This is a genomic window from Nocardia miyunensis NBRC 108239, assembly GCF_001613065.1.
Lineage (GTDB): Bacteria > Actinomycetota > Actinomycetes > Mycobacteriales > Mycobacteriaceae > Nocardia > Nocardia miyunensis.
The window spans coordinates 177,411-201,343 of sequence record NZ_BDBQ01000013.1 but is presented as its reverse complement, the minus strand read 5'-3'; the positions used below and the strand labels follow the sequence as shown (position 1 = coordinate 201,343).

The following is a 23,933-nucleotide window of genomic DNA, read 5'->3' as shown; positions in this document are numbered from 1 at the left end:
CAGGTCACCGGAGGCCAGGCCGAGATCCTCCTAGAACAGGCTCCAGCACTCCGTACCGGAACCACGTGCGCCGAGGACGATGTAACGAACCCGCTCTACACGTCCACGACCACCAGCACCGACCTTCCAGGCATGTCCGCGAACACTTCCACCCCTTCAGCAACCGTAGAGGTACTACCGTTCACGCCAACAGGATGCCGGTACCCTGAACCCACGTTGCGCGATGCGCTGCCGTGAGGCCCAACACTATTCACTGCAGGACGGGCGCTTCAGGACGGCTCACCCGGCAAAAAGCATCTGGCGAACATGCTGTCCGACAACGCAATTCTGCCCTTCTTAGGCAGCTGTTCCTGACCGCGCCGTGCACTGCTAACCGCGGCTCATCAGCAATCCGGCGCTGCCCTTCGACCGGGCGAGACGGTCGTGTGGGAGACTTGCTGCTGTGCCCAAGCTTCGCATCGGCGTCCTGGTCTCGCACAACGGCTCGAATCTTCGTGCGCTACACCGAGCATCGCTCGAACCCGACGCTGAGTTCGAAATAGTGGTTGTGATCAGCAATAACAGCGGATCGCTCGGCCTGGCGCATGCGCGGGAGAACCTTATTCCCTTCCAGCATCTGTCGAGCAAGACCCACCCCGATCCCGATCAACTCGACGACGCGATCCGCGCTGTGCTCGTGGCACATTCGGTCGACTGGGTCGTCACCGCCGGCTACATGAAGAAGCTCGGCGCGCGCACCCTGACGGACTTCACTGCGCGAATCCTCAACGTCCACCCCGCATGCCTTCCTAAATTCGGAGGGGCCGGATTCTTCGGGCACCATGTTCACCGGGCTGTCCTCGACTCCGGAGACACGATCAGCGGCGCGACGGTCCATCTCGTCGACGGCGACTACGACACCGGCGAAATCCTCGCCCAACTCGAAGTCCCGGTCCTTCCCGACGACACCGTCGACACGCTCGCCGCACGTGTCCTCGAGGCCGAGCACCTACTGCTGCCGCGGGTCGTGCAGCAGATCGCCAGCACCAGGCTCTCGCGGGAGACGACCCATGGCGATCAGTGACTCGGATATCTCGAACACGCTGTCCGCCTACCTCGCGAGCCACCCTCAAGACGCCGCGCAACTGTCCGAACCGATGCGTCTGCTGCAGCGGGGAACGAACTTCGCCTCACGGCGAACCTTCCCCTTGCACGTGACCGTCGGCGCACTGCTCGTCCGCGGCGACGAGATCCTGCTGGTCGAGCATCGCGCCTACGGGATCCTGTTGCAGCCAGGGGGCCACCTCGAGCCACACGACACGTCGTTGATCGGCGCAGCAGTCCGCGAACTGACCGAAGAGACCGGACTCGACCCGCACGAGATCTCTGCAGTGTCACACACTCCCGTCTATATCGAGCACGGCACGGTTCCGGCCCGATCGGAAAAGGTTGAACCGGAGCACTCCCACCTCGATATCGGGTACTGCTTCTCCGCCACAGCACAGGCAGACATCGGGAACATCCAAGCCTCCGAGGTGACCAGTGCCGGGTGGTACCCACTCTCGGTAGCCGAGTGCCTGGTCGGGTCCCGCATCGGACGAGCCCTCACCGTCCGATCCATCGTGTCACAGCTATCATCGGATATACCGGACAATCGAGTCCAATGAGTTTCGAATAGCGTTCAACACATTCGGGTTTCATCAGCCCGAGGCGCGGAACCGATTACCACCGCAGCTTTCAGCAATTGACTGGTATTCGCGCGGATACGAGCTGGATTTCCGGTCGCGTCCCGGTCCCCGGCTCTCACCATTCGTCTGGCCCGCCCGGTTTTATGAGCCCTGGAGCCGGAGGGCGTGCCCGGCGGCACCGGTACCGAAGGCGCCAGTGACTTAGAACAGTGCGGCGCGGATCTGCCGTCCCGCCCTGCAGCCGACCGTAGGCGGCGACATGTTCTGTCCCGTGGGTTGGCCTGCGACATTGACGAATTCGGATGCGGTCGTGGCGGAATCGAGTCTCGTACGGCACAGTCGTCTTCGTGTCTACGCAATTCGGGCCCGTTACTGATGCCGCTCTGCGCGAGACCGCAAAGCGGCTGGACGAGCCTGGCGCGGTCGTGTTCTGCGGATTCCCCGGGGCGGGCAAATCAACTGCGGCGCGGTATCTCGCCTCGCTGAGCGGCGCGGTGATCCTGGACAAGGACCGCTTCGCACCCGAGGTCGAGGAATCGGTGATGGGTGTGCTGACTCACCCCCATGATCGGGACAGCGATGTCTACAAATCCGTTGTGGCACCGCATATTTACACCGGGCTGATCCGCACCGGGTTGAGGGTCGCGGCCAAGTGCCCGGTAGTGCTGGACGCGCCGTTCCTGAGTACCATCCAGCAAGCCTCGAATCATGGGACGAGTTTGCGTGAGCGCCTGTGCGCGATCGCGGACCTCGACGAGCCGGTACCGGTGACCACGATCTGGATCGACTCCGCACACGCCGATATCCGTACACGGATGCACGATCGGGGATTCGAGCGCGACGCAGGCAAACTCGCGGACTGGGACGCCTATCGGACCGGTGTACTCGACAGCGGCCTGCGCGAGCTCGCCTGCTCGGTCGTAGACCTCGTCATCGCCAACTGACCCGTCCCCATTCACCAGACCTCCCTCAGCACGGTGACCGATGAAGTCGTTGCAGGGACAGTGGGAAGACCGGCAGGTCAGCGTCTCTGGAAGGCGTCGAGAGTGTCACGGACGGTCCGGGTGATATCGGGGTGTCGGTGGCCGCTCGCGGCCACCAAGGGCGGCCGGACATAGGCAGGAAAGCCCGGCAGGCGGGCGGCCGTTGCGGCCTTGGCGAAGGCGATATCCGAGAGTCCGCTGGTTTTGCGGTGATCGGTGTAGCGATCGAACAGCCTCTGCCACTGCTGCGCGCTCTGCCCGTCACCAGCCCGGACCGCGGCGGCGATCGCGACCGGTAGCTCGGCGACCGGGCCACCGGCACCGGTCACCACCCCGTCGAGCCTCAACTCGCGCACTCGCACCCCCACACGGTCATCGCCCAGGAACACCTGCAGTCGCGGGGTCTGCTGCTTGTACCCCTGGCTGACCGTGAGGTCCTTCCCGGAATCCTTCACCCCGCACATCAACGGAAACTCAGCAGCCAGCCGTGCCACCATCTCAGGACTCAGCACGGTCTGCGTGTGCCGGGGAAAGCTATACAGCAGCACCGGCTTTCGCGCACTCCCGAGTACCTGAGCGAAGAAAGCCTCCACACCCGCCTCGGTCGGTGCGGCGAAGAAATAGGGGGCGATCACCGCCAGAGCGTCAGCGAGATCGTTGCCATGGGCGATGAGCTCGACCACATCACCCACCGCGGGCGCCCCGACATGCGCAATCAACCTGCCCCGCCAGCGTCCGCGGCAGAACTCGAGCACCCCGCGTCGCTCAGCGAGAGTCAGGGAGGAGAACTCCCCCGTCGTGCCGTTCACCAACACCGTCCGAACACCGGCCGCGTCGACCATATCCAGATAGTCACCCAGCGCCGCGAAATCGATCGCGCCACCCTCGCGAAAGGGCATCAGCAACGCCACGACCGGTGACTCGATACCCACGACATCCTGCGTCCCGCTCATACATTCGCACGCTAGACCGCACGCGCGCGGACATCCCGGGCAGGGGCCAGCGTATGACTTCCTGGGTCCGGCTGTCGCGGAATATACTGGGGGCGTGTACGTTCCGTGTTCGATGTTCCGGCGAACTCCTTTGGAACGCGCCGACCAACACCTGGCCTGGGACCGGGACGATCAGTGGTTCTTCGCTGCTGGCGCCTGTCACATCTTGGCGTACGCGTTCCTCGACGCGCATCCCAACGAGTTCGCGGCCATGGGCCTGTGGCCGAAGGACGCCGCCGATCCTGGCCATGTGTACGCCTCCAACGGCACATGGGCTTTCGACCACTGTGGTTGGACATTGGAAACCGAACTGCTCGAGGTTTCCCGAACCGCCGAGCCCAATGCTGACCATCAGCGACGGCGGATCGACATGGATCTGGACGAGTTCTGTGCTCGGCACTGGCACCGCACCCGCGCTGAGTTTGCCCACGATCCCTGGCGTCGAGCATATGACTACATTGCCCGATTCGCCGACCCACTCGAGGCCCAGACATCAGGCATAACGCACCAAGGTTCAATCGCGGTTCCTCACCACGACGACAACATTCGTACCGGTCAGTGCAGACACGCCGCTTCGGCAACTGGTAACTGAAGTGCCAGCGCGACGCAACGGGCTGTGATGGCTGAGGCGCTTCGTCGCGCTGTTCCGAGATCTGTTGCCGCTCAATCTCCCCCGCTCCCGAGCGAGCGCGGTTAGGCTTCGGGTTCATGGCGATCCCCAGTTTTCTGGCCGAGCTCCGTCAACTGGTCGGTACTCGCCTGTTGTGGCTTCCTGCTGTCACCGCGGTCGTGCTCGATGAGCATGAGCAACTGCTGCTGAATCGTCGCGCCGACGACGGTCGCTGGTCGTTGGTGGGCGGCATCCTCGATCCCGGCGAGCAGCCCGCGGACGGGGTTGTGCGTGAATGCTTCGAGGAGACCGGACTCACTGTCGTGCCCGAATCGCTTGCACTCGTGGATGTTTCACCCATCATCGAGTACCCCTCCGGGGACCGCTGCCACTACCTGGAATTGGTGTTCCGATGCCGGCCCGTCGCAGGCCACGCTCATGTCCACGACGAGGAATCCCTCGCCGTCGAGTGGTTCCCACGGACCGACCTGCCCGATATCGACCAGCACGTCCAGCACCGCATCGACACCGTACTCACCGCCGGAACCACCACCATCTATCAACCGCCAACAACCACCTGACAAACCAGGGCGACGACAACCATCCGGTGGTGGCGAGCAACGCTGTCACCTGCCCTTCCCACCGCCCGCGGGGCGCCCCGCGCCACACACTTCCCGTGCGGCGAGGAACAATTCACCACTCTGACCTGGCCATACGAAAAATGATAGGACGCTAGCATACGATCATTCTCGTCACGGGGGTAAAGTTCCGAGGGACAAAAAGATACACAAGTTGGAATGGATGCGGCCAACGCGTCCGATCCACAGTGACAAGCTGATGGCCGGGCCGCGGTGTTCGCAGCGACCCGGCCGACAAAGCAGCTGCGGCTAGATCCGAGCCCTACCAAGCATCCGAATCAGTGCTGCAGCCACTCCATCAGCTCGGCGAGAAGCTTTCTCGCCGAGTTGGTGGAGCCCTCCGATCGAACGCGCGCGAGAAGGTCAGCTGCCGAAACAACCGTCCTCATCCACCCGATCGCATCCACCCATCTGCTCGAGCGCCCTCGCGGGCGCCGAGGCTCGGGAGCCTCGTTCGACATGCCAACCGTCCTTCCGGCTCGTTCTGCGATGCCACCGGCGATTTCCGGCGGCAGACCCAGCCCAACTACCGGGGCGGGCCTTCGCCTCACCACGGCGAGGCGAAGCACGAGGTTCTCGGACCAGGCGAGAAGCGCAGTTCGAGCCGGGAGGACCGGCGGTGCCGGTCGACCAGACCCGATGAGTCTAGCCATATTTCGAATCCCCGCACGCCCCACAGGGCATCACGGAACACGAACATCCTTCAGGCACATCCTCTTTGCGTGCAGAACATCACGAGCAGAATCTCCCTCCACCGCCATGGTCAAGTACACCGGCCTGCCGATTCTGGTCGGCCTGTCCCGCTGGGGATCTGCCTTCTAGCGGAAATTGGTTGGCGTACAGTACATCTGATCATTCGATGACTGCGCGAGCTCGGGTCGCACAGTGCACTTTCAGGGTTCGGGGGGGAGCGGTGGCGAGGCAGGAATCCGGTGGCAGGGCCGCGCGTGAGCGTCTGCGTCGCGCGATGCAACGGGAGGGGTTTGCAGTCGAGCAGATTGCGCGAGAGTTCGGGATGCGGTGGGGATTTCGCCCTCGTCAGGCGTGGCGGCATGTGCGCGGGATGACCCAAGACGAAGTCGCCGCCGAGTTCAACGAGGTACTGGGCGATCCTCGGGCACCGATGAGCGGCAAGCGGATTTCCGATTTCGAAGCGTGGCCGACCGGCGGTGTAAAACCTACTGTGCAGACGTTGTCGGTATTGGCCCGGTTGTACGGTACGCAGGTGCACATGCTGGTGGATTTCGCGGATTTCGAAGCGATGACCCGCGCCGAGCGAGTTGCGTTGCGCGCCACCGATCCGGCGGTGGCTCGCGCGGATGCGGTGCAGGAATCGGTCTCTGCCAGCAGCACGGCTGATTTCGCGGATGCCGCCGCCGACTGGGGGGCGTACGTGAAGTGCTGTGTGGGCATCGTTGAACGGGGGACGTACTACTGCGAGGAGATCGATGAGCTGCTGGCGACGCTGAACCGTGTCATCGCGGCGCTGGTGTGCCGGGATGTCGCGTGGCTCGATGTCGTTGTGCCGGTGCAGAACCCAACTCCCGCTGGTGCGGCAGCGCCCGTAGCGGACGGGGTGGTCAGCGATCTGGGGTGGTTGCAGGTGTGGGCCAGCGGGGTGCGCCGGACCACGCGGCCGAGCCTGATTCCTATTCAAGTGCACGGCATTGCGTGGCGTGGCAGCGGCAACGCGTTCCTGTCTGGCGGGATCGATTATGTCGGCTCGTTCCGTGGCTTGTATTCGCGCGCGGAGTACGGTTTGGCACCGAAGGTCGTGTCGCAGATCGAATCCCGCTACGAGTACTGGCGTGAGGAATGCTACTTCGCTGCGTTGCTCGCGGTGGCGATCCGGTCACCGGAACCGGGGGTTTCGGATGCGGTGGGTGTGCTCAATCTGAATTTCACGACCGAAAACCCCGTGGGAGACAATGACACTCTCGAACCGCACAGATCGGCTGCGATTCTGGATATTCTGGAACCTGCGTTGCGGCTCATATCGAAAGCGATTGCGAGACATCAACAGAAGGATAGGACCGCATGAAACAGAGCGCGCTGGTGGTTATCGATATGCAGGAGTTCTTCTTCGTGGAGAACACTGAACTCGATCGGGGTGAGTTGGGGCAACGATGCCACGAGATCGTCGACATCGCTCGCCAAGCGGGCATCCCGGTGATCTACGTGGTCACGCTGTACCGTGAGGACCGCGTCGACTGGCCGAAAGCATGGCAGGCCGGGGATACCTGGTGCGGCAACCTCGTCCGCGGTGTGGAGCAGGCTCAGGTCATCGATCAATTGTCGATCAAACCGGACGATTTCATCGTCGAGAAGAAACGCTTCAGCGGCTTCTACAACACGAACCTCGACGATATTCTTCGCAGCCTGGACTGTGACCACATCTACGTCATCGGCTACTCCGCCGATGTCTGCCTCAGATTCACCTCCGTCGACGCCTACAACCGCGGCTACCGCGTATCTCTGGTCTACGAGGGTATCGAGTCCTTCCGCGAGAGCAAGGACGCCTCGGTGGCATATCTGGACTGGCTCATCGACGCCGAATGTGTTCGGTTGACCGAATTCCGCACGCGCGCTCTGGACGACCAGCCAGCGATCTGAGCCCCCCGCCCACGCCCTGGGCCCGAGGCTCCGCTGCTGTCCTGTTTCTCGCGTCGACTCGCCCCGGCAGTCCGTCAGTCCCGGGGGGCGCGGGGCCGCGCTGGCACTCACTTTCCGAGTCGCCGCTCGAACTCCCCAGGGGTGCGGACCTTGGCCGTGTCGATCCGTTGTTTCGGCCGGTCACCGGCGGGTGATGTGGCGGAGAAAAGGTCCGCAGCCGTGGTCGGGTCAAATGCCCTGCCGGGCAGGCATTCTGGACGATGAGCGCGTATCCGGCGCTCGTTGTCGAGAGGTGGGAGTTGAGTATGAAGGCTAAGAAGGACCTGGTCATTGCGGTCGAGCAGTTGGCCGGTGTGCGGGGACGCCTGGATGCGGTGCACTCGGACTCCAGCACCAGCGGTGGTGGAGACGGGCACGGCAGTTCCGGTGGTGACGGCCTGAACATCCCCGAGTCCTGAAGACACGACCCATGGACCACTACCTGACCCGGGCAATCGAGACTGCGCTGGGATGGCACGGGGTCGACGGGCTCGGTGCCGCGTTCGCGCGCGGCACCATGCCCGACCCGGGCCTGTGCACCAGGATGCTCACCCCAGCGGGGTTGCTCGATATCCTCATGCGCCGCAGCCTTTCTCCTCCGCAGTTCCGATGCTTTCAGAACGGCCAGGAACTGCACCCCGACGCCTACCTGACGCAACTGGTCACCCGCCGGTCGCAGGTGCTGCCGATGGTGAACATGGATCGTTTGAACCAGTTCATGCAATCCGGGTGCTCGGTCGTGCTCGATGCGCTGGATTCCTTCGACGCGACCATGGAGGTCGCGTGCCGAGCACTGCAATGGTGGTCGCGGGAAATTGTGCAGGTCAACACCTATCTGACCACCCAAGACGCCGACGGGTTCGACTTGCACTGGGACGACCACGACGTCATCATCGTGCAGATCGGTGGCGAGAAGTCCTGGGAAGTGCGGGGCACATCACGACCGGTGCCGATGTATCGGGACGCCGCACCCAATTCCGTTGCACCCGAACACATCGTGTGGTCGGGAACGATGCGACCCGGCGATGTCATGCACATCCCCCGCGGCTACTGGCATCACGCCACACGCACCAACTGCGGCGCCGGCTACAGCCTGCACATGACCTTCGGGTTCGTACGCAGAACCGGGGTCGACTGGATGTCCTGGGTCGCCGACCGCAGTCGCGAACGCGAACTGTTCCGCCACGACCTGTCCCGACCCGATCTATCCCAACCCACGGGCATCCACGACCGCGCTCGCGAGGAGGAACAGCTCGCGGCAGGCATGACGCAACTGCTCGCCGAATACCCCATCTCGGCGTATCTGGCTGCCCGAGAACAACAACGCCAACCACCCCGCCACGTAGCAACCGGTGGCGTCTTCGGCCCAGCCCAGGCCGCGGCGTGTATCAGCGACTTTCCCCCGCACATCCAGACACACGACCACGGCGTCGACGTCGTGGCCGCGGGGAAGCGGATCACCTTCGCCACCGCCGCCGAACCGGTGCTGCGGCTGTTGCTGTCCGGGCACCCGGTCGAGCTGGCCACCGCAACCGCTGCGACCGGCATCGACGCCGACGTGGTGGCACAGACACTGATCACGGAGGGTGTATGCGCAGAAATGACCGACGCGTTGTCCTCGGGCTATACCGGAATGATCCCGACCGGCGCCTGCTCGAACACGCCCTGAGCCTCGGGGTGCGCGGTGTGGACACCGCCTACAACTACCGCGATTTCACCGCACACCGGCAACTCGCCCGGACCGCCGGTGACCTCCTCCCCCAATTCACCCTCTCGACCAAGGTCGGGTTCTTCCCCGGCCCCCGCGGGCACTCCACGCACTGCCTGGAACCCGACCGGCTGCGCACCGCCATCGAACAGACCGCCGATGACCTCGGCCGCACACCGGACGTCGTGTTCCTGCACAACCCCGAGCGCACCCTGTCCGGCCTGTCGACCGACGAAGGCAGCGACCGGTTCGCTGGCGCCTGCGCCGCGCTCGCCGACGCAGTCCGATCAGGCCTGGCCCGACGCTGGGGCCTCTCGACCTGGGACCCACGCCCGGTAGCGGCCATAATCCAGGCCAGCACACGCGATCACGCACCAGAGGTGCTGCTCGTCCGCGCCGGATTGACCGTGCCCGAGGTGGTGCTGACCTCGGCGGAGAAAATCAGTGCGGCGTGCCGAATCCCTTCGCAGATGCGTTGGGGCATGAGCCCTTTCGCAGGCAGCACCACCGAGGCGGTGTGGCAGTCAACGGACTTGTCCGCATTCGCGCCGTCGCATCGACAAAGCTCAGCGATACCGGTAGCTTTCCGGCTGGCATACGAACTCCCCTCCGTCACCCGGCTTGCCGTCGGAACCAGCGATCCTGCGCACCTGACCGACCTGATCGCCGCGACCGACATCAACATCGACACCGACGCGATCATCCAGTACCGCCAGCTGATCAGCACCGAGACCCGAACACCAGCAACAGATCAGTAAGCACCCTCCAACAGGCCGGGGCACACAGGAAAAGGAGACAGGGCGTGGCAGAGGCCGCAACCGAGCCGACGCAGGTAGCGGAAGCCGGTGACCTGCGCAAGCAGCCGATCGAGCAGATACTCACCGAACTGCAAGCCCGGCTGGGAACACGTTTCGCCGAATCCACCATGGTGCGCAAGCGACGCTCGGTCGGTGTGCAATCCGATCGTGATACGTGGATACGGATCGAAGCACGCCCGATCGGCAAAGCCGCAGCCCAAGCACAGATCAACAACGGCATCGAAGCCTCGACGCTGCTGGATGGCATCGCCAAACCCCGCTGGCACCAGACGGTGTCCTGGCTCGACGAACCCACCCAGGTGCTGTGGCGCGCCGACGAATGCGAACTGATCACCGGCCCGGCCGCACAACCGATCGGATACCCACTCACCGAACCCGATCTATCCCCGGCCTGGTGGCGCACCCTCAACGAGTCCCTGGACAACCTCGCCCGCCAACACACCTCCCGAATCGCCACGCCCGATACACAATCGATCACTCAAGCGCTGGTCACCGACACCATCGAACAGGTATTCCCCGGCCGAGTCGACACCACGATCACCGACCACCCGTGGGTCCCCGCACACGCCGATCTGGTGTGGTCGAACCTCACCGCGCCGGTCTGCTGGATCCTGGACTGGGAAGACCTCGGCCTGGCTCCCCGCGGCCTCGACGCCGCCACACTGTGGATGAACTCGATCATGGTCCCCGCACTCGCCGACCGCGTATACGCCGAACGCCGAGCAGATCTGACCACCAGGTCCGGCAGAATCATGGCCCTGTTCTACGCCGCCAAGGAACTCAGCGACCCCAGCTTCGCCTCCACCCCCGCCTACGAACCCACCATGAAACAAGCAGCAGAGCTCCTCGAAAACCTTCGTCCGTAGGCGATCACCGGCCCCATCTCGGCCAACGTCGGCCAGTCGTCCTCAGCCCCAGCGAGCGAACAGATTTCGGCACTTCGGGAACGGACATCCCGGCTACCCGCAATGCGTGAATTTCCAGCACCGAACACGAAACCTTCCCGGGCCTTCGCGACCGATGACCGATACAGAACGATCAGTGAGAACCATCGTCTAAGCGGCAAGCCGACCGGGCAGCAGCCGCAGCCAGGAAGACATCGAAGTCGAACACCGTGGAGGGACCACTGCGTTCGCCAGCGTCAAGTGCCTCTCGCATCACACGCAGACGGGTGCCATGGTCGTTCCCGGTCGGCCCGCATCTATCCACGAGCATGAGGCTACGACTTTCAGCGATCGCGATGGTGCTTGCAGCCAGTCAGCGATCACTGGTCGTCGGCATCGATGATGGACAAGCTGGTCACGACGAATTCGGTCTCGCGCGTCTATTTACAGGTGTGGCGGTGCCCGGAGATCTCGACGCCGCGGACCACGCTCTACGCCGCAGCCGACCAAAGCCATGAGCACCTGACCGGGCTTTGATGTGCGCCCAACACCTCCCTGCCAGCCACTCGTACGACCCCGCGAGAAGGAGCCCACCACGAGTCTGGACAGCAATCTCTCAAGAATGCCATAGCGCAGCGTGAACCGCCTGAAGGGAAGGTATGCGAGTGTCTGCATCCACCACACAGATCCATGTGCTCTCCGGCGATGACTGGGCACTGTTCCGCGACATCAGGCTCCGGGCTCTCGCCGACGCCCCTGCCGCGTTCGGGGCGAACCTGCCCGAGGCACAGTCTCGGACCGAACAGCAATGGCGCAACCGCATCTCCCAGCGAACGCAATTCGTCGCGGTCACCGAACAGGGAACGGTCGGGACCGTAGCCGGCGCCGTCGATACCGACCGCAACAGCGTGCACCTGTTCTCCATGTGGGTCGATCCCCGTGTCCGCGGAACCGGCATCGCCGACCAATTGGTGCAGACAGTTGTCGCCTGGGCGGCCGCCAACGGCCACACAACCATTCACCTCGAGGTCACCGAGCACAATTCCCGCGCCGAACGCCTCTATGCGAGAAACGGATTCACGCGCACGGGTCGTATCGGCACGATCTCCCGCGACGATCCGCGTGCAGAATTCGAGATGACCCGAACCATCTCCGAGACACCATCGTGAAGGTCGTGGACTACGACCGAATCTGCCCTGTTCGTGCCGAACGGCTGATGCCGAGCGTGCGCTCAGCTCTTCCCTGCTGGGACAACACCGATTCGTTTTCGAGCATATAGGTTCGATCGTAATGCCCGGCAGGGAGTGCCGGTGAACGGATTGTCTTGCGCGGACAAGCAGTCCTGGAACTGGTGAGGGTTTCGCAGACACTGACGATCGCGTTCGGGGATCCCGAGCGCGGTGCCCGTGAACTGTTGTCGACACGCCGCGACCGCTTGAAATCCCCTCTGGGTGAGGGGTTACACCCCCATCCGCGCCCGCGCGGGATGTTGCCCTGTCGCGTGCCGATCGTGCGCATTGCCTGTCGACGTTCTACGCTTACTTCTCCGGCAGTGTGATGAAGACAAGGGGCAGGCTCGTATGGCGAAGAAGGTCACCGTCGAATTGATCGACGATTATGACGGTAAGTCCGCAGCGCAGGAGACCGTCGTGTTCGGTATCGATGGTGTCGAATACGAGATCGATCTGTCGGTGAAAAACGCGGGCAAGCTGCGCAACGCGTTCGAGCAGTGGGCTGAGCCCGCTCGCAAGGTCGGCCGGATCCCCAAGGCCAAGAGCACGGTCAGCAATCGCACTGTGGCGGATAAGGAACAGACCAAAGCGGTTCGGGAGTGGGCCCGCAAGAACGGCTATGACGTACCCAGTCGCGGGCGGATACAAGCCAGCATCCTGGAGGCGTACAACAAGGCGAGTTAGCTCAGCGGCCACCACACCGGGATCGTGTCGGGGTGTGAGAGGCTGCCCGATTCGGTGCTGATGCGTACCGCGACCACAGGCTCGAAAAGCGACCATTCGACATCTTTGAGTTGATGCTCACGTAGCCTGTTGATCTTGGTCCGTGGAATGCTTGAGCGCATGTCAGCGCTTTCCGCGGTCGACCGGGAGCAGTCCATGGTGATGGTCGAACTCGAAAACCTTCGCGAGCACAGCATTTCACTCGCGATCAACCCGCGTGGTGGGCAGAGCCCCGTCACGATCGGGATCCTGACACGGATCGTGAAAAGGTTACGGCCAGGTACATGGATCAGCGCGGAACATCGTATCGACGCGATCACCGATGTTCTGGCCGACGCCATCGAGCAGCTGCCGGACGAAACGCTTCCTGGTGCCGCCGAGAACTCGCAGATCACCTGGCGCAGTGCGGCGCGGATCCTGTTCCAGGCGCCACCATTGCCGTTCGAGGTGTTCGTCGCGGTCAAGAAGGCCGACCCCGGCGTATCTGCTCCGTTCTCTGCCAAGGCTGCCCGCTATATCCAACACGCGGCGGGATTGCCCAGCGGCCAGGAGACGATCACTGACCTCACCCGGTTGCTGAACCACGAACTCGCTCAGATTCTCTTACGGGAAGAGAAGGCGATGACTACTTCGGTCGGCGAGCCGGGACACCCCGGGGACCTCTGACGCGCGCTGGCCTCGCCGGGGAATCCGGTCGACGCCAGCGTGACAGGATTGTCAGGGCTTGTGCCCGGCCGCCGCGTACATCGCGATGTCGGGATCCGCTGCGGCACTACGACACCTGTTCGACAAGATGTGTGGTTTCCCTGAGAAGGTCATCCAATGCGCTACAACCCGGGCAAACTGTTCCGCTCGACCGCTCCCTACTACGCGCGATACCGTTCCGGCTACCCTCCAGAATTCTTCGATCACCTCGTCACTCGTTTTTCGCTCGACGGCACTCAGCAGGTACTCGACTTAGGCTGCGGCACAGGCCAAATCGCTCTGCCCCTGGCAACGCACGTCCGTCACGTCCTGGCTGTCGACCCCGAGCCGAGCATGCTCGCTGAAGGCCAACGCCTGGCCAGGGACAGCGATATCGACGACGTCGATTGGATCGTCGGAGACTCCTACCGGCTGTCCGAGCTTGATCTTCCCGACCTGACACTGGTGACAATGGGCGCTGCGTTCCACTGGATGGATCGCAGCGCGATTCTCCGGGATCTCGATCGGCGCGTACTGCCCACTGGGGCCGTCGTGGTCGTCAGCGGTGGAATCCCCGAAACCCTAACCCCGCCACCGTGGATCGACACCATCACCGCCATCCGAACGAAATATCTCGGCCCGCAGCGGCGGGCTGGCTCCAGCACGTACAGCCACCCCGACGAGGGACACGTCGACGTACTACGCCGTTCCCCCTTCTCACATGTCGAGACCGTGGAATGGACCTGGACGCTCGAACGCGACCTCGACTCGTTGATCGGGCTGCAGTTCTCCTATTCCTTCTCTGCCCCAGCCCAATTCGACAATGAGGAACAACGCGCAGCATTCGAACGCGACCTTCGCGATGCCCTGACCGAACAATTCCCCTCCGGAACCTTCCCGGAAAGTATTCGCACCGAAGCCCTGATCGCAACACGCCCATGACCTCCAAACTCCCACCACAGCAAGCCGATTCGCCTATCGACCCCAAGGCAGCGGGGTGAGTGGCAGTGCTGGGTCGCCGCTACCAGCGAAGGGCGCGTACGCTCTGGCTTCCTGCGCTCATACCGCGGCCACCACTCGGCCACATGAGTTCCGGACAACTCGTCTCGGCGCGGAAGGTGCCCAGCGGTTCGTCGCACATGCAGCACACCCGGATAGCGATGACAGTCTCGCCCGGTCTTTCCGCCCCCGGCGGGTTGACTCTCAGGGGCGATACCAGAGGAAATGCCGCCACGGGTGCCCTTGTTCGACCGATGTGCCGGACACGTCCAGGCCGGTCCCCCTCCGCCGATCCTGGCTAGAGCTGGTCAGCGCACGCTAGGCTACCGAGACCCTCAACAGCGCGATGCGGTCTAGTTGGTCATGTACAGTAACGTCGCCATCTGACTCGCGCGCCGCACCCATCGGCTACCTCGCCCGGCGTCTGGAACAGCTGCAATCTGTACATCCCAGCGCACGGCATTGACGGGCGCGTCCGGGGTCTCCATGATCAAATCACCACGCTCGCAACCGCATTACCCTGACCAACCCACGCGAGGAGTACCGTGCACGACGACCGCGGACGAATCTTTCGCCAAGCCTGGATCGACGGAGTCAACACTCATTACCCCGGCGAACCCAAAGCCAGCTACATCACCCCCTGGGACGACACACCCGAGTGGGAAAAGTCAAGCGCTACAGCCGTCTTCGACCAGGTTCGAGCATTCATCGAAGCAGGCGCAGCCAACACAGCCACGCTCAGCCGCGACCAGAAAAGCCGATTCGTCGCCGTGTGCTGGATCGTGCAGATCTACCGCCACATACCGAACCCGAAGCCTGGTTACGTTGCCGACTGGGAACAGTTGCCGGAATGGCAGCAGAAGACCGACGCCGACATTTTCGAAGCGATCGAACGATCGTTGTTGAAATCGTCGGCAGACTAACTCGCAGCACAGCGAGAAGATCCCGCTAATGGCTACCGGCGTCCCAGACAGCCGTGACCAGTCGGCCGGCGCCCAGATTGGTCCTCCGTCCATAGGACAACCGACATTCTGGATGCGCGAGTGCCGTTCTACGCAGGCGTGGTGTGTGCAAGGCTCACGTGCGAGTGTGGCGATCCAGCCGTCGAACGCACCGTCGGGGTTGCACGCACAGCCCACGCGCGCGCAGCCTTCCAACCGGAATCCTTGACCCCCGCCCTTTTTCGCTCAGTTCTCGCGGACAGAACCGATGCACCAATCGAACCGTGATGCTGTATCACAGAATTGACCATCCCGTCCGAAGGGTTAGGAACCGATGACCGACCGTGTGTGGCGCGGCGTCGCTATCGCCGAAAGCTTCACCTGCGATAGCGTGATCACCAACAGCACGACCATCCGTACCGATGCACAGGCGCTCGAGGGCGAAGGAAGCCTGGGTCAATGGCATTTCCATTTCATCGAAGTCGCCGACTCCGAGATTGACATGGTCGTGGGTGAAGCCCTCCGCACGCTCAAACCGTCGTGGTATCTGCATCTGGTCAATGCCGACCGAATGATCGTGGTGTTCGAAGGCAGATCCTTCACGATCACCCAGGACGACACGCACGGGATCGCCGAGGTGAAGGAGTATGCGGTCGGGTTCGGAGTGCACCCGGAGCAGATCGAACTCGAGCGGTTGTTCGACAACCCCTACGACGAATAAGTACCACCAGGTGTCTGCGACGCAGGCAACAGAGCACCCAGTGCGTTTCCCGCAGGTCGTGCGAGGGCCGGTCAGCCGATGGAAACACCTGCCGCGGCCGCGATCCGGGCTGCGATCTCCAGTGGATGGAGTTCGGTGGTGTCGATGACGTGGGCTTCCTGACGGTGCCATGTATCGGCGGCCTCATAGGCGTCCAAGTGGTCCAGACGCCACTGCCGGGCAGTCGTTTCAACCGTGTCGGCCTCGATGCGCCGCACGAGTTCCTCGCGCCCGGCGTGCAGGACCATGTGATGCACCAAGACCCCGACGTTGTCGAATCCGTTGCGAATCTCCTGCCAATAGTGTTGCACGAGAACCGATTGCGGGATGATCACGTAGCCGCCGATGTATGCGAGGACTTCGGTCGCGGTCGCGACGACCAACGCACGCCAAGGCCTCCAGTCCTGGAAATCGCCGACCGTCTCGGGAGGCAGGACATCCCGCAGCAGGAAGCCGATTTGTTCAGTGTCCAGAATGCGTGAACCCGGGATTAGGGACATTAATTCCCTTGCGGCCGTGGTCTTTCCGGACCCGAAGGTGCCGTTCAACCAGATGACGCCACTCTGCGGTGGGTTGGATTGCGGGGAGTTCGTCAACGCTGCTCCTCGAGGGGGTGTGCACGGGCGACACCGGGCAATCGTGAACTTTCGCTGCGATGATATGCCCGCCGGAGTCTGGCACTATCGGCAGGTGGGCCGAGAGCTGGGGCGACACGGTGCCAGCGCGCAGTCTCATTTACGGGTACCCCGCGAGCGACGGACCGTCGGTGATCACCCCGTGCGCGTCAGGCCCTTTACCTCCGCATGTAGAACCGCCGGTGACGCATATTTTTTTCGGTAGGTTCCCGGTGCTGCATCCCGGCGGTGAGATCGATTGCGAGCGAACACGTGTGCGCCGTGACCGCTTGTGCCGTTGGCCCAGTGGATATGAACGAGCAGTTCCCACCAGCCCGCGGTGTAGCCGGTTTCTTCGGCGGGTTCCGCGGCGGCGGTGTCCTGTGGGTAGCGGACACTGGGAGCGTGCCCGCCGGGAACTCCCACGACCTCACCGCTACCGGGTACCGAACTGGTTCGACGAATTGTGTCGTACCAGCCCGCTAGGCTCCACCGCGATACGGCCCACTACACCGGCGGGAATAGTCATACAGTGAAAAGGGACCACGACGAGTACGATCCGGACGATTTCGGTGAGTTCGGCCACGTTTTCGTGTCGCGAGCCTGGGAGAACACTTCCGGGAATCCGGTATTCCTGGATATCGCGGTACCCCGTCAACAGGATTCCGGACTGTGGGTATGCCCGTTCCGCATCACCGGATTCGATATGGACCCGATACTCAGCAGTATCGCCGGCGCGGATTCCATACAGGCACTGTTGAATACCGTGTTCGTACTTCAGGGAATCGCCGGCGTGGACAGCCACCCCCTGGCGCCGAGCGGAGACTTCCGCGATCTGCCCACGGTGAAAGGAGGCCCCAGTGATGTCGACCACCAGCTCATGTCCTGGGTGCCGCGTCCGCCGTCGAACGAAACGTCCACCGACCCCGTTGCGCCGAGGCGTTTGGCCAGGGTGAGTGATCTGTCGGACCGGAACACAGAGGTCGGTGCGTCGAGCGTTCACTCTGAGCATCACCACGAACCTACCGGGGCTCGGTCTGAGTCCACCGACCGCGCGCACCCCTACGTGCAGGCCGAACACAGCGCGCTTGATCAGGAAGATCCCGGCTGGCTGGCATGGGTCGCTCCGGCGGCGATGGATGCCCAGCTGGTCCGGCTGTTCACCGAGACAATCCCCAACATGCCGGGTGATCCGTGGTCCGCCGACGGGCTGGACCGGGCGGAAAGATATCTCCTGGAGAGGTTTCCCGATTCCGAGGCAATCGAGCGGCGGGAGAATCTGGACATCGCCGATCAGCTGACCCGATTCATCGGTGAAGTTTTCGCCCGACATTTCGAAGGCGCCTGGCGCAACACTCCGGGCATATGTCAACGGTATCCACACTTCGGGCCTGCCGTTGAACAGAAATGGATGGCGATGAGTCTGGATGCGGGAAATCTTGTGACCGCTACGCTCGATAAACGGTGGGGCGATAACTTGTCCACTATATTCGACAGCGTCATGGAGATCTACACGGCGTGGATCGCTGCCGGTCGACCATCACTCGGGGGTGAGGTGAGCAACGACCAGCTGAGCCTGGATCTGGGCGATATCGACATGACGCCGGTCGACAACCCCGCGCCACCCGGCCCGGCCGAATGGCGGCGCTGGTACCGACAAATGGACACCCAGCTCGACAGATTCTCGACTGAGACGATACCCGAACTGCCACAACCGATCTGGTCGACCGATGCCATCGAGCGGGTGGCCGCGGTATTCGACGACATGTTCCCCGACACCGACTCGGTCAGCGACCCATCCAACGCTGACCGCGTCGACCAGTTCATCCGGTGGTTCGGCGAATGCAGCATCCACTACCACCCAGGTAGCCGCTGGTGGTACAGCCCGTACGGCCCGACACTACGCACCCCCGAAGACCACGACGAGCAGGAAGTGACCACCGTCCGATTCTGGGTCGATTACGCCGCGGAATACGGTTTCGACCACGTCCGGTTCCTGTTCCGGCCCGACGAAGAAGAAGACGACGACGAATACGAGCACCGTGAGCAGCAACGAAATCAGGCCGCTGCCACGGAATTCCGCCGCTACCTCGCCACCGCGGCCCAGGAAGCGTCCGCGCCCACCCCGTGGGGGACATGGATCGACCCGCGCCGCCGTGCAGGCCAGGTGCGAGAGTTCCTGGATCACGTCGGATGGACGCACCTGCCACCCCAGCTCTGGGACGACCACAGCCCGCACGTCGAACAGATCGGGGACCTGCTGTCCGCGTGGTTCCCCACCCACGCATCCCTCAGCGACACCGACAATGCGGACCGCGCCGACCAGGTGGTGTGTTTCCTGGGCGAATGCCTGACCCGGTACGCCCCCGGGCACTGGTTCGACCGACGCCAGCACAACGACATGCACCTGGTCTACATGGGAGAGAAGAGCGTTCCGTCGCTGTACGACGACATCGAACCCGCGATCGCCGTCCAACGATCCAGCGACCCCGAAGAACCCCCGTACACCTACGTCGCGGGCGCACTGCTGGCACGCGCGGTGCGCAACTTCGCCGACATGATCCGATTCATCCACGGCCTCCGCAACATCAACGCTGCCGACGACTAAAACGGTTCCACCTCAACCACCTGCGAGGACCTCGAGTCACCCGATCGCCCGCGCGATGCGGGGCACGACAGGACGCTCGGATCGATAGCCGATGATCCAGGTTCCGACGAGTCAGCACAGCATGACCCCGTCTGAGAAACGTGGGCGCGTTAGAGCCACCAGGCCGCCCGCTGGGCAAGTGTCCAGCTAACAGCTTCCATGCCGCGAACCGCTACGGACGTGGGGATCGGTGTCTTCGTCGTCCAGCCGGTGATCGAGACCACCGACGCGGCGCCTGACCTTTCGCGGATCGACGCAAATAGACCGATCATCGGTAACACCCGACTTTCCAAGTGGTCTCTTCACCATCCATCACGATTCTATTGTTCGCGGATGCTGTCGGGAGTGCGGCCGCGTGTCGCGCGCAGCCGGGAGTCGTCGCCGCGGAAGTCGTTGTGGCCGTGATTGTTTTGGAGTTCGGGTAGGTCGGCGTAGGCTTTGGCGGCTTCGGCGTGGTGTTCGTAGAGGGCAGTGCGGAGTTCTGCGGGCTCCTCGATGACGACATCGCTGCCGAAGCTGGCCACGAGCGGGACGAGCCAGCGCCAGCGGTCGACGTAGAGCACGATGCGGGTGGTGCCGTCGGGGTCGTGGTGGACTTCGGAATCGGGTTTTAGCCCGAGTCGGAGCATCTCCTCGCGGCTTGCCGGTTCGACGCGGATGACCACCCGGTTGGGTCCGCTGCCGAAGTCTTGTAATGCTTGGCGCCACCATGTTTGGAGATGGAATGAGTCCGGGTAGGTGAATTTCAGATCTGTGATGGCGAGCCGGTCAACGTTGTTGAGCTGGTAGCGCTGGGGTTCGCTGCGTGGTGGTGCCGCGACGAGCCACCACTCGCCGCCCTTCCACACCATGCCGTATGGCTTGACGACCAGGTGTTCTTGTCCGGCACTGTATTTGGCTCGCAGGGTGACCTCGATCGCGGTCCCGGTCAGCAGTGCGTCGCGCAGGGTCGCGAGGTGTCCGGAGCCCTCGTCGCGCCAGTACCAGTCGGTGGTGTCGAAGAAGATCCGGCTGGCTAGCCGGTGCAGGACCCTGGCGCGCGAGGCGCTTACCTCGGACGGCGGGAGTTGTTTTGTGGGGTCGAGTCCGTCGTCCATTAGGGCGAGGGAGTCGGGGCTGCGTTCGAGCAGGCCGAGGATGTACAGGCGCAGCGCGTCGTCGCCGTCGACGATGAGCGAGTCCAGGGGCTGATCGCTGGACAGGCGGAAGCCTCCGTTGCGTCCGGGAACCGATTCGATGGGGATGCCGTGGGAGACAAGCACTTCGATGTCGCGGTAGATGGTGCGCTGGGTGACGTTGAATCTGCTGGCCAGGGAGGTGGCCGACACCCAGTTGCGTGAACGCAGTTGGTGCACGATCGCGGTGTGCCGGGCATGGCGGGTGTTCAGTGGCATGCGCGTCCTACGATCCGGCGGTTCGGGGTCAGATCGAGTTGAGCGCGGCCCGGCGGTAGACGTCAAGCAGCCGGGCCCCGACCACCGCGGCGCTGTAGCGCCCGAGGAGGGTTTGCACGGCGGTGTGGTCCGGTGGCGGGGTGCGGCAGATGTCGATGATGCCTTTGGCGAGGGTGTCCTCGTCGTGGGGATCGGCGAATGTCGCCAGGCCGCCGGTGATTTCGCGGAGCACGGGCAGGTCCGAGCACAGCAGCGGGCGGCCGGCGGCCAATGCTTCCTGGGCGGGGATGCCGAAGCCCTCGAACAGGGTGGGGAACACGAACGCGGTCGCGTGGGTGTAGAGCGCGGCGAGCTGGTCGTCATCGATGTGGCCCAGGACGGTGATCTCCGGATCGCGGGCCGAGGGCAGTCCGCGTTCCCATCCGCGGCGCCCGGCCAGCAGCAGGCGGGCGGGCACGACATCCGGTGCGGCCGAGCGCGCGAGCCGGAACGCGCGCACGAGGCGGGGAATGTTCTTGCTGGGCATGTAGACCCCGACCCCGAACAGGAACGGTGTATCGGGCGCCAAGGCTCGGTTCGGGTGGCGTAGCCGCTGCGCGAAGTCACCGGCGACGTAGTTGGGCACCACCTCGAGGGGTTTGAGCAGTTCGCCGAGCGTGCCGAGGATCTCGGCACGGGAGGCGTGCGAGACGGTGATGACCGCGCGCAACAGTGGATCGTCGAGCTGGGTCAGCAGTCGCGGGTTCTGCACGTCGCGGACTTGCCGGACCATCTGTTCGGGGAACAGGTAGCGGCCTGCGTCGTGCAGGGTGAACACCGCGGGCCGGTGCAGCCGGGCGGGCAGGGCGAACGGGTAGTGCACCACATCGGCGCTGAAGGCTTCCACCGCGCTGTGCAGGTGGCGTTCGCGCCGGTTCGGGACCGTCACCGTCTCCACCGGCCCGTCGGCGGGGAAGCCGGGTGCCTGAGTTTCGGTCAAGACCACCGCGACCCGTACGGGTTCGGGTGCGGCGGTGAGGGCTTCGGTGAGCAGGTGGATGTAGCGCTCGACGCCGGTTTGGATGCTCGAGCGCCAGTAGCGGGCGTCGATCGCGACGCGCAACGGCTCAGCCACGGGCACCGGAGCGCACCCCGACCTGTGTGCCCAGTTCGGCGACCCAGGTATCGGTATCGGTGGTTAGCAAGTCCAAGACGACCTCGCCGAGTTCGCCCCACCGCTGGTCGACGAATTCCGCGACTCGTTCCGGGCTCGGCTTCGGGTCGTGGAGATACAGGCGGCCGATCACGTCCACGACGTAGGTGTCCACGTGCGCGGTGCCGCCGCGGCCGTACGAGAGATTGACCGCGAGGTTCGCGGTGTAGGGGCCCACACCCTTGATCTCGAGCAGTTGCGGGATCACCTCGGCCGGAGGGCGGGCGCGCCACTCGTGCCAGGTGTAGCCGGCCGCAGCGAGCGTCGAGGAGACCGCGGCCAGGTTCTTGGCGCGGAATCCGACCTTGCATTCACGCAACTGCTCGTCGCTGGCTTCGGCCATACGCGCCGGGGTCGGAAACGCGAAAATGGGTGTGCCGTCGACGGTTTCGCCGGTCGGCTCACCGAACGCCTCGGCGAGGTTACGCATCATGGCGTAGATCCGGTTGAAGCTGGTGCGCTGCGCGCACACCACCCCGCACAGCGCCTCGAAGATGTCGGGATACAGCTTGCCGCGACCCAGTCCGCGGTGAGCCACGGCCGCAGCCAGCACCGGATCGTCGGCGGTGAGCGCTTCCACGGCCTGGTACGGGTAGTCCAACTGCAGGCAACGCGACAACGCCGCGCGCACATCGGCGACGGTCTCTGCGGTCAGGGCCGGGCCGATGAGCGTGGCGCGCAACGTGGTCGGGGCGGTGTGGCGGATGCGCGCGGTGGTGATCGTGGCGTCGCGGTCGCCGGTGCGCAGCGGGCGTACCAGTTCGTCGCCGTCACGCACCCACGGGTAGATCAGATAGGTTTCCAGGGCGTGCGCGAAGTCCACGTGCCGGTCGAGGGCCAAATCGAGGGTGGTCGTCTGGGGGCTCATGGCATCACCAGGTTCTCGAGGTACCGCAGCACCGGGTGGGGTCCGGTCAGGTCAAGCTGGACGTTCAGGCCCAGAGGGAGAGCGAATTTCGTTGGCGTGTGCCCGAATTCGGCGCCGGTCACGACCGGGAAGCTGCCGCCGACACAGCGCAGGATCAGATCGTCGTAGGAGGCGTCTGGGGCGTCCTCGCGCGGGCTGTCGACCGGGACGGCGACCAGCAGGCCCGCGATCCGGTCGAACACCCCGGCCAGGCGCAGATGGGTCAGGGCGGCGTCGACCTGGACCCAGGGCACGAACACCTCTTCCAGGATCAGCACTGCCCCAGTCACATCCGGCATCCACGGTGTGCCGACAAGTGCGCGGATCGTGCCCAGGTGCCCGCCGATCACGGGCCCGGAGAACGATGTCCCTGTCCCGCGCGGGACTCGCCAGTCCAGGCCGGGAACCTCGATGTCCTTGACCGGCTGCTGCACAATCCGCCAGAACGATTCCGCGGTGGCCTCGTTGACGGTGGGCCTTGAGAAGTCGTACCCGGTCGGGCCGTGCAGCGTGGCCAAGCCGGTCCGTGCGGTGATGGCGTTGGCCAGCACTACAGGATCGGACAGCGCCGTGAATACCTTCGGGTTGTCGGCGATGGTGTCGTAGTTCAGCAAGTCCAGCAGCGCAGCGGCGCCCTTGCCGCCCGTCGCGGGCACGATCAGGTCGATGTCCGGATCGGCGAACGCCGCCATCAGGTCCGCGGCACGCTCTGCTGGGGATCCGGCGAGGTACCCGGTCGAGGCTCGCGCGTGCGGCGCCACCGTCACCGGGTGGCCCTGGCCCTCGAAGTAGGCGACAAGGCGGTCCAACTCGTCGGCCGGGACCGGTGAGGAGGTGGAGACGATCGCGACGCGACCCTCCGGTGTCACCGCTGGCGGTCTGATCACG

At 64.0% G+C, this 23,933-nt stretch carries 25 protein-coding genes and 1 pseudogene; 19 read left to right on the top strand and 7 right to left on the bottom strand.

The window, feature by feature from the left end:
• Positions 1-442 precede the first annotated feature (442 nt).
• From purN to NM2_RS07585, 3 genes are all read left to right on the top strand, one after another.
• A complete protein-coding gene (gene purN / locus NM2_RS07595) occupies positions 443-1,063 on the top strand; it encodes a phosphoribosylglycinamide formyltransferase (RefSeq protein ID WP_067665874.1) in 621 nt (206 codons plus the stop codon).
• Positions 1,050-1,646, top strand: coding sequence for an NUDIX hydrolase (locus NM2_RS07590; protein WP_067665871.1), 597 nt, complete (start codon positions 1,050-1,052; stop codon positions 1,644-1,646). Before purN ends, NM2_RS07590 begins: the two co-directional genes overlap by 14 nt.
• Positions 1,647-2,014: 368 nt before the next feature.
• Positions 2,015-2,611 carry a P-loop nucleotide/nucleoside kinase family protein gene (locus NM2_RS07585; RefSeq protein ID WP_169816126.1) on the top strand — a complete coding sequence of 199 codons (597 nt, stop codon included), beginning with the start codon at positions 2,015-2,017 and terminating at the stop codon, positions 2,609-2,611.
• Between the two features lie 77 nt (positions 2,612-2,688).
• On the opposite strand, the gene NM2_RS07580 is transcribed toward NM2_RS07585, so the two are convergent.
• The gene (locus NM2_RS07580) at positions 2,689-3,603 is read right to left on the bottom strand and encodes a dihydrodipicolinate synthase family protein (protein WP_067665859.1); all 915 of its coding nucleotides are present in this window, start codon (positions 3,601-3,603) and stop codon (positions 2,689-2,691) included.
• Positions 3,604-3,697: 94 nt separating this feature from the next.
• On the opposite strand from NM2_RS07580, the gene NM2_RS07575 reads away from it, so the two are divergent.
• The 8 genes from NM2_RS07575 to NM2_RS07540 all read left to right on the top strand — a co-directional run bounded on the left by NM2_RS07575 (position 3,698) and on the right by NM2_RS07540 (position 10,934).
• On the top strand, positions 3,698-4,234 hold the full coding sequence (locus tag NM2_RS07575; protein WP_157120951.1) for a hypothetical protein: 537 nt from the start codon (positions 3,698-3,700) through the stop codon (positions 4,232-4,234).
• A 116-nt stretch (positions 4,235-4,350) separates the two neighbouring features.
• Complete coding sequence (locus NM2_RS07570) at positions 4,351-4,833, top strand: NUDIX hydrolase (RefSeq protein ID WP_067665853.1); 483 nt, start codon at positions 4,351-4,353, stop codon at positions 4,831-4,833.
• Positions 4,834-5,857: 1,024 nt separating this feature from the next.
• The gene (locus tag NM2_RS07565; RefSeq protein WP_157120950.1) at positions 5,858-6,931 is read left to right on the top strand and encodes a helix-turn-helix domain-containing protein; all 1,074 of its coding nucleotides are present in this window, start codon (positions 5,858-5,860) and stop codon (positions 6,929-6,931) included.
• On the top strand, positions 6,928-7,503 hold the full coding sequence (locus NM2_RS07560) for a cysteine hydrolase family protein (RefSeq protein ID WP_067665847.1): 576 nt from the start codon (positions 6,928-6,930) through the stop codon (positions 7,501-7,503). The genes NM2_RS07565 and NM2_RS07560 overlap by 4 nt, the downstream gene beginning before the upstream one ends.
• Positions 7,504-7,808: 305 nt before the next feature.
• The gene (locus NM2_RS50120; RefSeq protein ID WP_169816125.1) at positions 7,809-7,961 is read left to right on the top strand and encodes a hypothetical protein; all 153 of its coding nucleotides are present in this window, start codon (positions 7,809-7,811) and stop codon (positions 7,959-7,961) included.
• A gap of 11 nt (positions 7,962-7,972) precedes the next feature.
• A complete protein-coding gene (locus NM2_RS07550) occupies positions 7,973-9,211 on the top strand; it encodes a JmjC domain-containing protein (protein WP_067665841.1) in 1,239 nt (412 codons plus the stop codon).
• Entirely contained in the window at positions 9,133-10,008 is an 876-nt protein-coding gene (locus tag NM2_RS07545) for an aldo/keto reductase (protein ID WP_067665839.1), read from the top strand. The genes NM2_RS07550 and NM2_RS07545 overlap by 79 nt, the downstream gene beginning before the upstream one ends.
• Positions 10,009-10,052: 44 nt before the next feature.
• On the top strand, positions 10,053-10,934 hold the full coding sequence (locus NM2_RS07540) for a hypothetical protein (RefSeq protein WP_067665836.1): 882 nt from the start codon (positions 10,053-10,055) through the stop codon (positions 10,932-10,934).
• Between the two features lie 172 nt (positions 10,935-11,106).
• On the opposite strand, the pseudogene NM2_RS47265 reads toward NM2_RS07540, so the two are convergent.
• Positions 11,107-11,250 (bottom strand): annotated as a pseudogene (locus NM2_RS47265) (type II toxin-antitoxin system ParD family antitoxin); the annotation flags it as partial.
• A 101-nt stretch (positions 11,251-11,351) separates the two neighbouring features.
• Here NM2_RS47265 and NM2_RS48795 point away from each other — a divergent pair.
• The 7 genes from NM2_RS48795 (at position 11,352) to NM2_RS07505 (ending at position 16,252) form a co-directional block, all read left to right on the top strand.
• Positions 11,352-11,489 carry a hypothetical protein gene (locus NM2_RS48795; RefSeq protein WP_157120949.1) on the top strand — a complete coding sequence of 46 codons (138 nt, stop codon included), beginning with the start codon at positions 11,352-11,354 and terminating at the stop codon, positions 11,487-11,489.
• Positions 11,490-11,617: 128 nt separating this feature from the next.
• Complete coding sequence (locus NM2_RS07535) at positions 11,618-12,121, top strand: GNAT family N-acetyltransferase (protein ID WP_169816123.1); 504 nt, start codon at positions 11,618-11,620, stop codon at positions 12,119-12,121.
• Positions 12,122-12,532: 411 nt separating this feature from the next.
• Complete coding sequence (locus tag NM2_RS07530) at positions 12,533-12,868, top strand: histone-like nucleoid-structuring protein Lsr2 (protein WP_067665831.1); 336 nt, start codon at positions 12,533-12,535, stop codon at positions 12,866-12,868.
• A gap of 147 nt (positions 12,869-13,015) precedes the next feature.
• Positions 13,016-13,573, top strand: coding sequence for a hypothetical protein (locus tag NM2_RS07520; RefSeq protein WP_157120948.1), 558 nt, complete (start codon positions 13,016-13,018; stop codon positions 13,571-13,573).
• A 156-nt stretch (positions 13,574-13,729) separates the two neighbouring features.
• Entirely contained in the window at positions 13,730-14,533 is an 804-nt protein-coding gene (locus NM2_RS07515) for a class I SAM-dependent methyltransferase (RefSeq protein ID WP_067665821.1), read from the top strand.
• A gap of 602 nt (positions 14,534-15,135) precedes the next feature.
• Positions 15,136-15,513, top strand: a complete 378-nt coding sequence (locus NM2_RS07510; protein WP_067665819.1) for a hypothetical protein — start codon at positions 15,136-15,138, stop codon at positions 15,511-15,513.
• Between the two features lie 352 nt (positions 15,514-15,865).
• Positions 15,866-16,252, top strand: coding sequence for a hypothetical protein (locus NM2_RS07505; RefSeq protein ID WP_067665815.1), 387 nt, complete (start codon positions 15,866-15,868; stop codon positions 16,250-16,252).
• Between the two features lie 71 nt (positions 16,253-16,323).
• Here the strand turns inward: NM2_RS07505 and NM2_RS07500 are convergent, their stop codons facing one another.
• Positions 16,324-16,887: a P-loop nucleotide/nucleoside kinase family protein gene (locus NM2_RS07500; RefSeq protein ID WP_218025868.1), complete on the bottom strand. Its 564-nt coding sequence runs from the start codon at positions 16,885-16,887 to the stop codon at positions 16,324-16,326.
• 550 nt (positions 16,888-17,437) lie between these two features.
• Between NM2_RS07500 and NM2_RS07495 the strand changes: the two genes are divergently transcribed.
• Positions 17,438-19,513, top strand: coding sequence for a DUF6968 family protein (locus NM2_RS07495; RefSeq protein ID WP_067665808.1), 2,076 nt, complete (start codon positions 17,438-17,440; stop codon positions 19,511-19,513).
• Positions 19,514-19,872: 359 nt separating this feature from the next.
• Here NM2_RS07495 and NM2_RS07490 read toward each other — a convergent pair whose 3' ends face one another.
• Genes NM2_RS07490 through NM2_RS07475 form a run of 4 tightly spaced genes read right to left on the bottom strand, consistent with a single transcriptional unit; the run spans position 19,873 to position 23,932 of the window.
• Positions 19,873-20,946 (bottom strand): helix-turn-helix transcriptional regulator, encoded by a 1,074-nt coding sequence (locus NM2_RS07490; protein WP_067665805.1) that lies wholly within the window; start codon positions 20,944-20,946, stop codon positions 19,873-19,875.
• A 28-nt stretch (positions 20,947-20,974) separates the two neighbouring features.
• Positions 20,975-22,066 (bottom strand): glycosyltransferase family 4 protein, encoded by a 1,092-nt coding sequence (locus NM2_RS07485; RefSeq protein WP_067665801.1) that lies wholly within the window; start codon positions 22,064-22,066, stop codon positions 20,975-20,977.
• Positions 22,053-23,006 carry a DNA-3-methyladenine glycosylase family protein gene (locus NM2_RS07480; protein WP_067665798.1) on the bottom strand — a complete coding sequence of 318 codons (954 nt, stop codon included), beginning with the start codon at positions 23,004-23,006 and terminating at the stop codon, positions 22,053-22,055. Before NM2_RS07480 ends, NM2_RS07485 begins: the two co-directional genes overlap by 14 nt.
• Entirely contained in the window at positions 23,003-23,932 is a 930-nt protein-coding gene (locus NM2_RS07475; protein WP_169816122.1) for a S66 peptidase family protein, read from the bottom strand. Before NM2_RS07475 ends, NM2_RS07480 begins: the two co-directional genes overlap by 4 nt.
• Position 23,933: the final 1 nt, after the last annotated feature.